At 72.5% G+C, this 14,337-nt stretch carries 13 protein-coding genes; 9 read left to right on the top strand and 4 right to left on the bottom strand.

Annotated elements, in window-relative coordinates:
- Positions 1-275, bottom strand: a 275-nt coding sequence (locus tag AC162C_RS07585) for an ATP-binding cassette domain-containing protein (protein WP_484097017.1), incomplete at its 3' end; no start/stop codon positions are given.
- 165 nt (positions 276-440) lie between these two features.
- Between AC162C_RS07585 and tkt the strand changes: the two genes are divergently transcribed.
- The 4 genes from tkt to AC162C_RS07605 are packed head-to-tail and all read left to right on the top strand — an operon-like array spanning position 441 to position 5,934.
- Entirely contained in the window at positions 441-2,447 is a 2,007-nt protein-coding gene (gene tkt, locus AC162C_RS07590; RefSeq protein WP_484097018.1) for a transketolase, read from the top strand.
- A gap of 16 nt (positions 2,448-2,463) precedes the next feature.
- Positions 2,464-3,570, top strand: coding sequence for a transaldolase (gene tal / locus AC162C_RS07595; protein ID WP_484097019.1), 1,107 nt, complete (start codon positions 2,464-2,466; stop codon positions 3,568-3,570).
- On the top strand, positions 3,567-5,075 hold the full coding sequence (gene zwf, locus AC162C_RS07600; protein WP_484097020.1) for a glucose-6-phosphate dehydrogenase: 1,509 nt from the start codon (positions 3,567-3,569) through the stop codon (positions 5,073-5,075). The genes tal and zwf overlap by 4 nt, the downstream gene beginning before the upstream one ends.
- Before the next feature lie 16 nt (positions 5,076-5,091).
- Positions 5,092-5,934 carry a glucose-6-phosphate dehydrogenase assembly protein OpcA gene (locus AC162C_RS07605; RefSeq protein WP_484097021.1) on the top strand — a complete coding sequence of 281 codons (843 nt, stop codon included), beginning with the start codon at positions 5,092-5,094 and terminating at the stop codon, positions 5,932-5,934.
- A gap of 36 nt (positions 5,935-5,970) precedes the next feature.
- On the opposite strand, the gene AC162C_RS07610 is transcribed toward AC162C_RS07605, so the two are convergent.
- The 3 genes from AC162C_RS07610 to AC162C_RS07620 are packed head-to-tail and all read right to left on the bottom strand — an operon-like array spanning position 5,971 to position 9,089.
- Positions 5,971-6,711 (bottom strand): inositol monophosphatase family protein, encoded by a 741-nt coding sequence (locus AC162C_RS07610; RefSeq protein ID WP_462972249.1) that lies wholly within the window; start codon positions 6,709-6,711, stop codon positions 5,971-5,973.
- 36 nt (positions 6,712-6,747) lie between these two features.
- Complete coding sequence (locus tag AC162C_RS07615) at positions 6,748-7,746, bottom strand: SIS domain-containing protein (RefSeq protein WP_484097022.1); 999 nt, start codon at positions 7,744-7,746, stop codon at positions 6,748-6,750.
- Entirely contained in the window at positions 7,743-9,089 is a 1,347-nt protein-coding gene (locus tag AC162C_RS07620) for a maltokinase N-terminal cap-like domain-containing protein (protein WP_484097023.1), read from the bottom strand. Before AC162C_RS07620 ends, AC162C_RS07615 begins: the two co-directional genes overlap by 4 nt.
- 35 nt (positions 9,090-9,124) lie before the next feature.
- Here AC162C_RS07620 and AC162C_RS07625 point away from each other — a divergent pair, with 35 nt between their 5' ends.
- The 5 genes from AC162C_RS07625 to AC162C_RS07645 are packed head-to-tail and all read left to right on the top strand — an operon-like array spanning position 9,125 to position 14,280.
- Entirely contained in the window at positions 9,125-10,417 is a 1,293-nt protein-coding gene (locus AC162C_RS07625) for a glycosyltransferase (protein WP_484097024.1), read from the top strand.
- Between the two features lie 35 nt (positions 10,418-10,452).
- Positions 10,453-11,523, top strand: coding sequence for a polyamine ABC transporter substrate-binding protein (locus tag AC162C_RS07630; protein ID WP_484097025.1), 1,071 nt, complete (start codon positions 10,453-10,455; stop codon positions 11,521-11,523).
- A gap of 6 nt (positions 11,524-11,529) precedes the next feature.
- On the top strand, positions 11,530-12,396 hold the full coding sequence (locus AC162C_RS07635; protein ID WP_484097026.1) for an ABC transporter permease: 867 nt from the start codon (positions 11,530-11,532) through the stop codon (positions 12,394-12,396).
- Positions 12,380-13,171, top strand: coding sequence for an ABC transporter permease (locus tag AC162C_RS07640; protein ID WP_484097027.1), 792 nt, complete (start codon positions 12,380-12,382; stop codon positions 13,169-13,171). The genes AC162C_RS07635 and AC162C_RS07640 overlap by 17 nt, the downstream gene beginning before the upstream one ends.
- Positions 13,168-14,280 carry an ABC transporter ATP-binding protein gene (locus AC162C_RS07645; RefSeq protein WP_484097028.1) on the top strand — a complete coding sequence of 371 codons (1,113 nt, stop codon included), beginning with the start codon at positions 13,168-13,170 and terminating at the stop codon, positions 14,278-14,280. Before AC162C_RS07640 ends, AC162C_RS07645 begins: the two co-directional genes overlap by 4 nt.
- The last annotated feature ends 57 nt before the right edge of the window (positions 14,281-14,337 follow it).

Here is a 14,337-nt window from a genome sequence, read left to right on the forward strand (position 1 = left end):
TCCTCCATCACGTAGGTCACCCGGTGCTTCTTCATGATCGCGGTCGCGTCGGCCCCCTTGACCGACGCGCCGTCCACCTTGACGTCGCCGTCGATGATGTCTCCGTCGTAGAACTCGATCATTCCCGAGATCGTCCGGAGCAGCGTCGTCTTCCCCGCCCCGTTCGACCCGGCGAGCGCGAGCCGGTCCCGTCGGCGCAGCGTGAACGACACCCCGTCGAAGAGCGGTGCGCCCGCGATCTCGACACCGAGACCGGATGCGATCAGCACGGCCATCCCGGAAGCATCGCGGACGGCGCAGGCCGGCGGGGGCCTGTCCGCCCCGTCGCGGCAGCGCCCCCTGCAGGCCCGTCGCACCCGCGCACCGCTGTCCGGGCTTGCGGGCGCCACCGTCGACCGTCCACCGGCGGGCCCGACGTCACGGCCGACTATGCTCGCGGCGTGCCCGCCCGCGATCCCGTCCGGCTCACGATCGACACGATCCGCGCGCTCGCGATGGATGCCGTGCAGCGCGCGAACGCCGGGCACCCCGGCACCGCGATGGCGCTCGCACCGGTCGCCTACCTGCTGTACCGCGACGTGATGCGCCACAACCCGGCCGACCCGGCGTGGCCCGCGCGCGACCGCTTCATCCTCTCGGCCGGCCACGCGTGCATGCTCCAGTACGCCGCCCTCCACCTCTCGGGCTACGAGCTCGGGATCGACGACCTGCAGCAGTTCCGCCAGTGGGGGTCGCGCACGCCCGGGCACCCGGAGCTCGGGCACACCCCGGGCGTCGAGACGACGACGGGGCCGCTCGGGCAGGGGTTCGCCAACGGCGTCGGGCTCGCGATCGCCCTGCGCTACCTGGCCGAGCGCTACGACCGGCCGCGGAACGAGATCGCCGACTCGTGGGTGTACGCGATCTGCTCGGACGGCGATCTGATGGAGGGCGTGTCCCACGAGGCGGCCTCGATCGCCGGGCACCTCGGGCTCGGCCGGCTCGTCTACGTGTACGACCGCAACCGGATCACGATCGACGGGTCGACGGCGATCTCGTTCGACACGGAGGACGTGGGCGCCCGATTCGCCGCCTACGGCTGGCACGTCGCCCACGTCGAGGACGTGGAGGACCTCGACGCGCTGCGGGCCGCGCTCGACGAGGCGCGCACGGAGACGCGACGGCCGTCCCTCGTGGTCGTGCGCAGTCACATCGCCCATCCCGCGCCGCACGCCGTCGACACGTCGAAGGCCCACGGCGCGCCGCTCGGCGAGGCGGAGGTGGCGGCCGCGAAGGAGGCGATGGGCCTCGACCCCGAAGCGACGTTCGCCGTCCCGGACGCCGTGCGCGAGCACATGGCCGTCGTCCGGGAGCGCGGCGCCGCGGCGCAGCGCTCCTGGGAGGACCGGCTGGCGGCCTGGGCGGAGGCGTACCCGGAGCTCGCCCGCGAGCGCGAGCTCGATCTCGCGGGGACGCCGCGCGACGGGTGGCGGGAGGCGCTGCCGACGTTCTCGTCCGACGCGGGCATGGCGACGCGCGACGCCGGCCGGCGGGTGATGCAGGCGCTGCAGCCCTACACGCCGACGATGATCGGCGGCTCGGCCGACCTTGCGGAGTCCACGAAGACGGAGTTCGAGGGCGGCGGGGTCTTCGCCGCGACCCACGCCGGCCGGAACATCGCGTTCGGGATCCGCGAGCACGCGATGGGGGCGATCGTCAACGGGATCGCGCTCGAACCGTCGATGGTCCGTCCGTACGGGTCCACGTTCCTCGTCTTCTCGGACTACATGCGGCCGTCCGTCCGGCTCTCCGCCCTGATGGGCCTTCCCGTCGCCTGGGTCTGGACGCACGACTCGGTGGGCGTCGGTGAGGACGGCCCGACGCACCAGCCCGTGGAGCACCACATGGCGCTCCGCACGATCCCGAACCTCTGGTACGTGCGCCCCGCCGACGCGAACGAGACCTCCATCGCCTGGCGGATCGCGCTCGAGCGGGGCGACGGGCCCGTCGCGCTCGCGCTCACGCGACAGAAGGTGCCGACGCTCGACCGGGACGCGACGGCACCGGCGGACGGCGCCCTCCGGGGGGCGTACACGCTGTGGCAGGCGGGGAGCGGTGAGCCGGAGGTGATCCTGATCGCAACGGGGTCGGAGGTGCACGTGGCGCTCGACGCCGCGCGGGAGCTCGACGCCAACGCGAGGGTCGTCTCGATGCCGTGCTGGGAGCTCTTCGAGGCGCAGCCCGACGAGTACAAGGACGACGTCCTGCCTCCGGCCGTGGAGGCGCGGGTGTCCGTCGAGGCCGGGGTCACCCTCGGCTGGGAGCGGTGGATCGGCCGGCACGGGGTCGCGGTCGGGATCGACCGCTTCGGCGCGTCGGCGCCCGCCGAGCGCGTCTTCGAAGAGCTCGGCCTCACCGCGGCTGCGGTCGCCGCGGCAGCGCAGGGTGTGCTCGTGCGGGTAGGGTGAGCGGCGCGGAGGAGCGATGGCTGGAACCCGCCTGCACCGGCTGAGCGAGCGCGGCGTCAGCGTGTGGATCGACACGCTGTCGAGGGAGCTGCTCGCCTCGGGCGAGCTGGCCCGCCTCGTCGCCCACGACGCGGTCACCGGCGTCACCTCGAACCCGACGATCTTCCAGAAGGCGCTCGCGGAGGGTGAGCTCTACGACGCGCAGCTGCGCGAGCTCTTGGGCTCGGTCGACGATCCCGTGGCGCTCTTCTTCGCGCTCGCCCGCGAGGACATCCGCGGCGCCTGCGACGTGCTGCACCCCGTGTGGGAGCGGACGGGCGGCGTCGACGGGTGGGTCTCGCTCGAGGTCGACCCGTCGCTCGCGTACGACCGCGAGGCGACGTACGCCCAGGCGATGCGGCTGCACGCGGAGGTCGAGCGCCCGAACCTCTACGTGAAGATCCCGGCGACCGAGATCGGGCTCGGCGCGGTCGAGGACTGCATCGCCAAGGGCCGGTCGATCAACGTCACGCTGATCTTCTCGCTCGAGCGCTACGCGGCGGTCGCCGAGACGTACGTGCGCGGCGTCGAGCGTCTCGTTGCGGCCGGCGGTGACCCGGCGGCCGTCTCGTCCGTCGCGAGCTTCTTCGTCTCGCGGGTCGACACCGAGACCGACGCCCGCCTCGATGTGCTCGGCCACGACGACCTCGCGGGGCGTCTCGCCGTCGCGAACGCGAAGCTCGCGTACGCGCACTGGCGCACGGTGTTCGCGGGCGAGCGGTGGGAGTTCCTCGCCGAGAAGGGGGCCCGTCCCCAGCGCTGCCTGTGGGCGTCGACCTCGACGAAGAACCCGGCGTACAGCGACGTCCTCTACGTCGAGGAGCTGATCGGCCCGGAGACCGTGAACACGCTCCCGTTGGAGACCGTGCTCGCCTTCCAGGAGCACGGAGAGGTCAGGGGCGACACGCTGCTCGAGAGCGTCGAGGAGGCACGCGGGCTCCTCGACGAGCTCGCCGACGCCGGGATCGACTACGACGACGTCGTCTCCGTGCTCGAGGTCGAGGGCGTCCAGAAGTTCGCCGACTCCTTCTCCGAGCTGCTGGACGGGATCGAGACGAAGACGCGGGCGCTCCGCGCCGCGTGAGCCCGCGGTCGAACCCGCTCCTCGAGGGCCTCGGGCTCCGGCCCCGGCCCGATCCGTGCGCACTCGTGATCTTCGGAGCGTCCGGCGACCTCACGAGCCGCAAGCTGTTCCCGTCGCTCTACGCGCTCGCCTACCGTCGCCTGCTGCCGGAGCGCTTCGCGATCGTGGGCGTCGCCCGCACCGAGCAGTCGACGCGGCAGTTCGCCTCGGCGATGCGCCGGGCCGTGAAGGAGCACGCCCGCGATCCCTACCGCACCGACGTCTGGGAGTCGCTCGCCGCCGGCATCCGCTACGTCCCGAACGACTTCGCGGACGACCGCGGCGAGGACCGGGTGACCGATGCGCTCGACCGGCTCGAGCGCGACCACGGCGCGGGGCGCAACCGGCTGCACTACCTCGCCGTGCCCCCCGTCGCGTTCGAGACCGTCGTCCGCGAGATCGGGGAGCGGCGCCGCGCCGGGGACGGGTGGACGCGGCTGATCGTCGAGAAGCCGTTCGGGCGCGACCAGGCGTCCGCGTTCGAGCTGGACGGCATCCTCAAGCGCTGGTTCGCGGAGGACGAGGTGTTCCGGATCGACCACTACCTCGGCAAGGAGACCGTCCAGAACATGCTCGCACTGCGGTTCGCGAACGGCATCTTCGAGCCGATCTGGAACCGGCAGTTCATCGACCACGTGCAGATCACGGTCGCCGAGTCGATCGGCATCGAGGGGCGCTCGGGCTTCTACGAGCAGGCGGGCGCGATCCGCGACATCTTCCAGAACCACCTGCTGCAGCTCGTCGCCCTGACGGCGATGGAGCCGCCGATCGACTTCACCGCCGACGCCGTCCGCAACGAGAAGGTGAAGGTCCTCCGCGCGCTCGCGACGCCCGGCCCCGCGTCCGTCGTCCGCGGGCAGTACGGGCGCGGCTGGGTCGAGGGCGAGGAGGTGCCGTCCTACCGCGAGGAGCCCGGGGTCGCGCCGGACTCGCAGACCGAGACCTACGTCGCCGCGAAGCTGTCGGTCGACAACTGGCGGTGGGCGGGGACGCCGTTCTACGTCCGGGCCGGCAAGCGCCTCGCGCGCCGCGAGACGACGATCGCGATCCAGTTCCAGCGGGCGCCCCACCCGCCGTTCGCGGAGCTCGCGGGCGACGGCCTGCGGCCCAACGTCCTGCTCGTCCACATCCAGCCGAACGAGGGGATCTCGCTCGCGATCGGCGCGAAGGTGCCGGGCGCGGGCATGCAGATCCGCACTGTGCACATGGACTTCCTGTACGGCGGCGCGTTCCGCGAGGGCGTGCCCGAGGCGTACGAGCGGCTCGTCCTCGACGCGATGCTCGGCGACGCGACGCTCTTCACCCGCTCGGACGAGGTGGAGGAGCAGTGGAAGCTCGTCGACGCGATCGTCGGGGGCTGGCGCCGACACGCGCCGACGCTCCCGAACTACGCCGCCGGCACGTGGGGCCCGGCAGCCGCCGACGACCTCGTGCATCTCGACGGCCGCTCCTGGAGGCGGCACTGAGCGGGCGGCCGGCTCGGTGAGCGTCGCGGCCGACATCGAGCGCGAGCTGGCCCGCCTGCGCTGCGCCCGCGCCGACGGCCACCCCCCCGAGCTGCGCACGAGCACGATGACCCACCTCGCGTGGGTGCCGCCCCGCTGGCTCGCCCAGGCCCGGGCCACGCTCGCGGGCATGGAGGAGCGCCACCCCGCGCGGACGATCCTGCTCGTCCCCGAGCCCCGACGACGGGACGGCGTCGCCGCCACGGTGGATGTCCGTGAGTTCGAGCTCGCGGGGATGGCGACGGAGGTGACGTCCGAGATCGTCGAGGTGCGCCTGCGCGGCCGCGTCGCGAAGCACCCGGCGTCGATCGTCCTCCCGCTCCTCGTCTCCGACCTGCCCGTGTTCTGCCGCTGGCGGGGCCGGCCGGACTTCGACTCGACCGCGCTCGACGAGATCGTCGGCGTCGTCGACCGGCTCGTCGTCGACTCGGCCGAGTGGCGCGGCCTGCCACGCCCCTACCGGGGGTTGCTGCCGCTGTTCGACCGTGTCGCGGTGTCGGACATCGCCTACCGCCGGGGGCTCCCCTGGCGCGCCCGGCTCGCCGAGCGGTGGCCCGAGATCCGCTCGATCAGCACGTTGCGCGTCGTCGGGCCCCGCGCCGACGCGCTCCTCCTCGTCGGCTGGCTGCGCTCCCGGCTCCGACGCCGGGTCGGCCTCGTGCACCGCCCGGCGCCGTCGATCGAGTCGGTCGCCGTCGACGGGGACGCCGTCGACCGTCCCCTGGGAGCCGAGGCGAGCCCGAGCGACTGGCTCTCCGCCGAGCTCGAGGTGCTCGGGCGCGACCCGGTCTACGAGGCAGCCGTTCGCCGCGCCCTGTGACGTCCCCCGGCTCCCGGGCCGGGCACGGCGGGTGCCTCAGCCCGTCTCGGCGACGGCGGCGAGCAGCGCCGGGTGGAGATGCCCGTTCGACGTGATCGCGGAGCCGCCGTCGAGCCGACGCTCACCCGTGAAGTCCGTGAACGTCCCGCCCGCCTCCTCGACGATCACCTGCACGGGCGCGAGGTCCCAGACGGAGACGCCGATCGCGTCGATCGCGCCGTCCACCGCCCCCTCGGCGACGAGCATGTGGGCCCAGAAGTCGCCGAAGGCGCGGGCGTGCCAGCTCTGGGTGGCGAGGGACGGCACCCCCTGCTCGAGGGCGAACGAGAGCACGGCGTCGTCGACACGACGCACCGACGAGACGCGCACGCGGTCGTCGTCCGCCCAGGCGCCGCCGCCCCGCTCCGCGTGCCAGCGGCGACGGAGCGCCGGGGCCGAGACGATGCCGAGCTGCGCCTCGCCGTCGACGAGGAGGGCGATGAGCGTCGCCCACACCGGCACGCCACGCGTGTAGTTCCTCGTGCCGTCGATCGGGTCGATGATCCAGCACCGGGCCCCGCCGGCCGTCTCGCCCAGCTCCTCGCCGAGCACGGCGTCGTCGGGGCGCTCGCGCGCGAGCCGCTCGCGGATCGCGGCCTCGACCTCGCGGTCGGCCTCCGTCACCGGGGTCAGGTCGGGCTTCGTCTCGACCTGGAGGTCGCTCGCGCGGAACCGGCGGAGCGAGATCGCATCGGCGATGTCGGCCAGTTCGAGGGCCAACGAGAGATCGGGGCTCATCACCCGGAACCGTAGTCGCTTCCGGCCACCCGTGGCTCACTCCGGACGGGTGATCGGCGCGTCCGCTGCGACGAGCCTCCGCCACCACTCGGCGGCGACGAGCTCGGCGACTCCCGTCTCGACGAGGAGCGCCACCAGCTCGTCGTCCGCCCCGGGGACGGGAACGCGCATGGCCGTGCCCTCGAGCGGCCCGCCGACGGCGAGCACCGTGCTCGCACGGCGCTTCGCCCATCCCATCAGCTCCCCGTCGAAGCGCGAGCCGGTGAAGAGCAGCGCCCGGTAGCCGGGGCGCTTCGCGAGGTAGACGTCGACGTGCAGCCAGTCGCCCGTCTCTGCGGCGTCGGCCGGCACCCGCGGCCCCTCGCGGAACATCAGCGCGGACTGCAGCGCGGACGAGATCCGCGCCGAGGGGGCGACCGCGTACACGGTGTGCGCTCCCTCGAGGTGCTCGAGCGCCCGGTCGACCCACGCGGCCCGCCCCTCCCGGAGGGAGGCCGCCGCGCCGATCGCCGGCCGGAGGTCGTCGGGGCGCGGCCCGCCGCCGAGCCTGCCGGCGAGCAGGAGCAGGACGGCGAGCGTCGCCTGGAACGTGACGCACGCGACGCCGCCCTGCTCGGCACCGGAGTGGAGCGGGAGCACGACGTCGGCGGCGTCGGCGAGCGGCGACCCCGGGTCGTTCGTGACCGCCACCGTGGGCAGGCCCCCGCGCCGATGGCGGGTCAGCGCGTCCACCGTCTCGGGCGTGCGCCCGGAGGCCGAGATCGCGACCGCGAGGGTGCTGCTCGACGGCCTCGTCGGGAGCTCGGTCGACGCGAGCTCGGCGACCGCCGAGAGCCCGGATGCGCGGAGCCGTGCGGCCACCGGGAGGGCGGCGAAGCGCGAGCTCCCCATCCCGACGAAGACGACCTGTCCGACGCGCGGCAGCTCGCGTTCGACGTCGTCGAGCGGCGAGCCGGGGCCGTCGTAGGCGTCGAGCGTGGCCGCGAGACGGTCGGGTGCCGAGAGGACGTCCTCGAGGAAGCCGTCGGGGTTCATGTGCCCCCGAGGAGGCGGCGGAGCGTCGCCTGCGGCGCGTAGAGCCATTCGGGGAGCACGGTCGCAGCGTAGAGCAGCTCCCGGCACTCCTTCTCGACCTCGAACGCGCGCAGGAGGTCGCGGTCGACGACGAGCCCGATCCCGGCCGTCGCCGCGGCGTAGCGCTCGAGCGCGTGCTCGCGTGCGGCCGTGCTCCACGCCTGCGCCGCGGCGAGCATCGCCGGCTCGAACGCGTGTCGGCGCGCCGCCGCCACGGCGACGTGGTCGAGGGAGAGCAGGAGGCAGGCGAGGTCGCGCAACGGCGACGTCCGGAGCCGGCGCTGCTCGAGCGGGCGGCCCGGCTCGCCCTCGAAGTCGACCGCGACGAGACCGTGCGGGGAGCGGACGAACTGGGCGACGTGCAGGTCGCCGTGCACCCGTGTCAGCGGTGCTCCGGCCAGGCGTCGGAGGCCCTGCAGCCGTCGGCGGGCGTGCGGTGACAGCGCGTGGAGCGGATCGTCGGGAGCGAGCACTGCGAGGGCCTCGTCGAGCTGTCGGAGCGCGTCGTCCTCGAGGCGTGCCGCGTCGTCTGCCGACGCCCGGACGACCCCGAGCGCCTCGCCGAGCGCGACGTGGAGCGCGGCGGCAGCCGCGGCGAGCGCTCCCGCCTCCTCGACGAGCGCCTCCGCGTCGGGCGACCCGAGCCTCGCCGTGAGCGAGGCGATGATCGCCTCCCAGCCGACCGGCGTGCCGTCGACGTAGCCGTAGAGGAGTGCGAGGTCGGTCTCCCGACCCTCGCGGTCGCGGTAGACGAGCGACCCGGCAGACGACGGGGCGACACCGCAGTCGATGCCGGAGAGGGCGGCGAGCACCTCCGGCTCCGGGTGCGTGCCCGGCTCCAGCCGCCGGTAGCACTTGAGGACGAGCGACTCGCCGAGCACGACGGACGTGTTCGACTGGTCGGTCGTCAGCCCCCGCGCGCCGGGCGGCACCACGATCGCGTCCGTTCCGGGACGGGCCTCGGCCGCCCCGGCGACGCCCTCGATGCGTCCTCCCGACGTGATGCAGTGCGCGAGCGCCGGCCACAGCGCGTGCTCGCACGCCTCCGCCTCGAGCAGCGCGCCGTCCCGCGATACCGGCACCAGGTACCGGTCGACGTCACCGGCCGTGGACGTGACGTCGACGAGGAGCAGCGACGCCCCGTCGCCGCCGGGGACGGCGAGCGCGTCCGCCGGGGTCGCGTCCGCGATCTCCCGTCCCTTGCCGGCGAACCAGCGCGCTGAGGAGATCGCGGCCGGATCGAGCACCGCGGCGGCGCCGGCCGGTTGCGCGGAGCGGCCCGATTCCGTAGCGTGGTCACCCATCGCGCGGGGATCATAGGAGGAGCGAGGCGGAGCGCATGGCGACGATCGTGTTCTTTCCGGAAGGGGCGTACGGGCCCACGAACAACTGCGTCGCGATCGGGCAGGTGCTGCGCGAGCGCGGCCACCGCGTCGTCTTCGTGATCGAGGAGTCCTTCGCCGGCGCCCTCGAGGCCCAGGGGTTCGAGGAGCGGCTGATGCGACTGGGGCCCGCGCCCGAGACCGAGGAGGAGCCCGGGCAGTTCTGGAAGGACTTCATCCGCGAGACCGCCCCCGTCTTCCGCAAGCCGACGATCGAGCAGCTGTCCGAGTTCATCGTCCCGACGTTCGGAGCGCTCTGCGACGGCGCGCGCTACGTCGACGACCGGCTGCGGGAGATCTTCGACGAGCTCGAGCCGGACGTGATCGTCGAGGACAACGTCGTGTGCTTCCCCGCGATCGAGGCCGCCCGGCGGCCGTGGGCCCGGATCGTGTCCTGCAACCCGCTCGAGCTGAAGGACGACGACGTCCCGCCGGTGTTCTCGGGGTACCCCGCGGCCGACCGCTCCGGCTGGGACGCGTTCGGGGCCGAGTACCTCCGGGCGATCGACGAGCTCCACGGGTCGTTCTCGGCGTTCTGCGAGGAGCGGGGCGCGCCGCCGCTCCCGTCCGGCGAGCTGATCCACGAGTCGCCGTACCTGAACCTGTACCTCTACCCCGAGGAGGCCGACTACGCGCGGACGCGGCCGCTCGCCCCCACGTGGCATCGGGTCGACTCGTGCGTGCGCGAGGTCACGGAGCCGTTCGCGCTGCCGGCCGAGCTCGAGCGGCCGGACGGCTCGCTCGTCTACCTGTCGCTCGGGAGCCTCGGGTCGGCGGACGTCGAGCTCATGCGGCGCCTCGTCGACGTGCTCTCGCGCTCGCCGCACCGGTTCATCGTCTCGAAGGGGCCGCAGCACGCCGAGTACGAGCTCGCCGACAACATGTGGGGCCGGGAGTTCCTCCCGCAGCCGGCGATCCTCCCGCACGTCGACCTCGTGATCACCCACGCGGGCAACAACACGACGACCGAGTCGTGGCACTACGGGAAGCCGATGATCGCGCTGCCGCTGTTCTGGGACCAGTACGACAACGCGCAGCGGGTCGACGAGACCGGCTTCGGCGTCCGGCTGCCCACGTACGCGTTCGAGGACGAGGACCTGCTCGGGGCGGTCGAGCGGCTGCTCGCCGACACCGCCCTCCGCGAACGGCTCGAGCGCGTGTCGCGGAGGGTGCAGTCCGCCGAAGGCCGTCGGACGGCCGCAGACCTGATCGAACGGCTCGCGCACGAGCGCGCGCCCGTCACCCGATGACAACGAGAACGACAACGAGAGGAAGGAGCACGCGCATGGGGGTTCCACACCGTCGGAAGGCACGGCTGATCGTCCTCGCGGCCCTGCTGGTCGGCGCCGCGGCCGTCGTCGTGGGCACGGCGACCGCGCGGACGTCGGCGACGACGATCAAGATCTCGAACTGGGATGCCTACATGCCCGAGGACCTGATCCCGCGCTTCGAGAAGGCGACCGGGATCAAGGTGAAGCTCTCCAAGCACACGACGAACGAGGACATCATGGGCAAGCTCGAGGCCGCGAACGGCGGCGGCTTCGACCTCGTGTTCGTCTCCAGCCCCTTCGCCGAGTCGTTGAAGAAGCGCGGCTGGGCGGCGCGCATCGACCGCAAGCTGATCCCCAACATGAAGAACCTGTACCCCGCCGCGAACCGGCTGTCGTACGACAAGGGGCTCCGCAACTCGGTTCCCTACACGTGGGGCACGACGGGCCTCTGCTGGCGCAGCGACCTCACGTCGACGCCGAAGAGCTGGTGGGACCTGCTGCGGCCGAAGTCGTCGCTCGTGGGCAAGGTGACGATGCTCCAGACCGACCGCTGGCTGCTGCTGCCCGCCCTCAAGGTGCTCGGCTTCTCGATCAACACCGTGAACCCGAAGCAGCTGCAGAAGGCGGCCGCGCTACTCAAGGAGACGAAGAAGAGCCTGCTCTCCTACGACGACACGACCTTCTACTCGAAGCTCGTGTCGGGTGAGGCGCACCTCGTCGAGGCATGGGACGGCTGGTGCAACTACGGCATCGCCGAGAACCCGAAGATCAAGTTCGTCGTGCCCAAGGAGGGCTCCGACGTCTGGGTCGACACGATGGTGGTGCTCGAGAAGTCGAAGGAGAAGGAGGCGGCGCACAAGTTCATCAACTTCGTGCTCCGTCCCGACGTCGGCACGTCCGTCACCGAGCTCGTGCTCTACAAGACGCCGAACGCGAAGGCGATGGCGAAGGTGCGGAAGTCCCTCGCGAAGCAGTATCCGAACCTCGCGATCCCGCCGAAGAAGCTCCTCACGTACGAGACCGAGCGCGACCTCGGCAAGGCGCAGCCGCTCTGGAGCCGCACGGTCTCCGAGATCGTCGGCTAGCCGTGGGTGAGGCGCAGCCGCGGAGCTAGCGCGCTCTCGATCAGCCCCGCCCTCCTCTGGTGGGCGGGGCTGCTCGTGCTGCCGGTCGGCCTCGTCCTCGCCTACAGCTTCTTCCGGCGGGGGGACTTCGGCGGCGTCGTCTACGACTTCACCTGGGAGAACTACCAGCGTGCCTGGGACCCGCTGTACCGGAGCATCCTCTGGTTCTCGCTCCGGGTCGCCGCCGAGTCGACGCTCGTCGCGCTCCTTATCGGCTACCCGGTCGCGGCCTTCATCGCGACCCGGTCGCGCCGCTGGCAGGTGCCGCTGCTCGTCCTCGTCATCCTCCCCTTCTGGACGAGCCTCCTGATCCGGACGTACGCGTGGATCGTGATCCTCAACGACGAGGGGCTCGCAAACCGGGTGCTGCGCGGCCTCGGGCTCGTGGGCGATCCGGTGCGCCTGCTCTACAACGAGTTCGCGATCGTGCTCGGGATGACCTACTCGTACCTCCCCTTGATGGTGCTCCCGATCTACGCCTCGCTCGAGCGCCTGGGGCCGGAGCTCGGGGAGGCGGCGCAGGACCTCGGTGCGAACGCCGTGCGGCGGTTCTTCACGGTGACGCTGCCGCTCACGGCGCCCGGTATCGCGGCCGGGTGCGTCTTCGTCTTCGTGCCCGCACTGGGGAACTTCATCATCCCCGACCTCCTCGGCGGCGGACGCAGGCAGATGGTCGGCACGCTCGTGCAGTCCCAGTTCCTCCGCGCCCGAGACTGGCCCTTCGGGGCCACGCTCGCCGTGTCGCTGATCGTGATGCTGATCGCACTCGTCCTCCTGCAGGCGTGGATCGCCGGGCGAGAGGCGCGACGGGAGGCTGGTGCGGGTGCGACCTAGAGCCGGCAGCGTCGCGCTCGGGACGGTCTTCGCGCTCGCGCTCGCGTTCCTCTACCTGCCGATCGCCGTCCTCGTCGGCCTCTCGTTCAACGAGTCGGGGCTGCCGACCGCGTGGGGCGGCTTCTCGACGAAGTGGTACGCCGAGCTCGTCCACGACGAGGAGATCATCGACGCCGCGAAGTCGAGCCTCGTCGTCGGGCTCGCCGCGACGGGGATCGCCGTTCTCGTCGGCACGCCGCTCGCGTTCGGGCTCCAGCGGCTGCGCTCTCGCTTCCTCGACGGCTTCGTGTTCGTGCCGATGATCATCCCCGACATCGTGCTCGCGATCGCGCTCCTCTCCGCCTACAACCTCGTGTTCACCCAGAAGCTGGGGCGTGAGCTCGGCCTGTGGTCGATCGTGCTCGCGCATGCGACGTTCGGCATCGCCTTCGTCGCGATCGTCGTGCGCACGCGGCTCACGCACTTCGACCGCTCGACGGTGGAGGCGTCGCTCGATCTCGGCGCCAACGAGCTGCGGGCGTTCCTCTCGGTGACGCTGCCCCAGATCGCGCCCGGCGTGATCGCGGGCGCCCTGATCGTGTTCACGCTCTCGTTCGACGAGTTCGTGATCGCGTTCTTCACCGCGGGGACGGCGATCACGCTGCCGATCCAGATCTACTCGATGATCCGCTTCGGCGTCACGCCGGTGGTGAACGCGCTCGCCGCGATCGTGCTCGCGGTCAGCTTCGTGCTCGTGCTCACGTCCGCGCGATTGCGGGGCAGGGAGGCGACGTGAGCGAGGGCCTGATCCGAATCGACGGGGTGACGAAGCGCTTCGGCGCGGTGACCGCCGTCGACGACGTCACGCTCACGATCCGCGAGAACGAGTTCTTCGGCCTCCTCGGCCCGAGCGGCTGCGGCAAGACCACGCTGCTGCGGATGCTCGCCGGCTTCGAGCGGCCCGACGCCGGGCGGATCCTGCTCGACGGCGCCGACCTCACGCGCACGAAGCCGTATCGCCGCCCCCTGAACATGATGTTCCAGTCGTACGCGCTCTTCCCCCACATGACGGTCGAGAAGAACGTCGCCTACGGCCTGCGGATGGAGCGCGTCCCCAAGCGCGAGGCACTCGCGCGTGCGCACGAGGCGCTGGAGCTCGTCCGGCTCCGGGGCCTCGAGACCCGGCGCCCCGCGCAGCTCTCGGGCGGGCAGAAGCAGCGGGTCGCGCTCGCGCGGGCGCTCGTGAAGCGACCGCGCGTGCTCCTGCTCGACGAGCCGCTGTCCGCCCTCGACCGTCAGATCCGCGCGGAGATGCAGATCGAGCTCAAGCTGCTCCAGCACTCCGTCGGGATCACGTTCGTCGTCGTCACCCACGACCAGGAGGAGGCGCTGACGATGGCGGATCGGATCGCCGTCATGGAGGACGGGCGCATCGTCCAGGTGGACACGCCGGAGGGCCTGTACGAGAGCCCGCAGTCGCCGTTCGTCGCCCGCTTCCTCGGCGACTCGAACCTCTTCACGGGCACGATCGAGCGCACCGAGGCTGCGGTCACGCTCCGCGACGGGGACGCCGCCTGGGCCGTCCCTGCCGCCGTCGTCGACGGCCTCGGCCTCACGGCGGGCGACGAGGCGACGATCGTCGTCCGCCCGGAGCGCATGGTGCTGATCCCGGCAGCAGGGGGCGGTGCCGCCGTCCCCTCCGGGGCGAACGTCCTGTCCGGGATCGTGGCCGAGACCGTGTACCTCGGCGTTGCGCGCAAGGTCGTCGTCCAGCTCGACCGCGGAGGGACGCTGCACGTCCGCCTCGAGGGCGAGGCCCGGGTCGCGTCGGCGCCGGAGACGGGGTCCCGCGTCCTCGTCGGCTGGGCGCCGGAGGCCGGCGTCGTCGTTCCCGGGCGTCCCTGACCGGACCGTGCGCGGGCCGGGGCGTCACGCCCCGGCCCAGGCCGGTTCCGTCCGGAA

Source organism: Gaiella sp., assembly GCF_057140465.1.

Bases quoted from the DNA above. Each gene is read 5' to 3' on its own strand.
- tal (WP_484097019.1), top strand. From the start codon at position 2,464: ATGGCTGGAACCCGCCTGCACCGGCTGAGCGAGCGCGGCGTCAGCGTG.
- AC162C_RS07610 (WP_462972249.1), bottom strand. From the start codon at position 6,711: ATGAGCCCCGATCTCTCGTTGGCCCTCGAACTGGCCGACATCGCCGAT.
- AC162C_RS07615 (WP_484097022.1), bottom strand. From the start codon at position 7,746: ATGAACCCCGACGGCTTCCTCGAGGACGTCCTCTCGGCACCCGACCGT.
- AC162C_RS07620 (WP_484097023.1), bottom strand. From the start codon at position 9,089: ATGGGTGACCACGCTACGGAATCGGGCCGCTCCGCGCAACCGGCCGGC.
- AC162C_RS07625 (WP_484097024.1), top strand. From the start codon at position 9,125: ATGGCGACGATCGTGTTCTTTCCGGAAGGGGCGTACGGGCCCACGAAC.
- AC162C_RS07630 (WP_484097025.1), top strand. From the start codon at position 10,453: ATGGGGGTTCCACACCGTCGGAAGGCACGGCTGATCGTCCTCGCGGCC.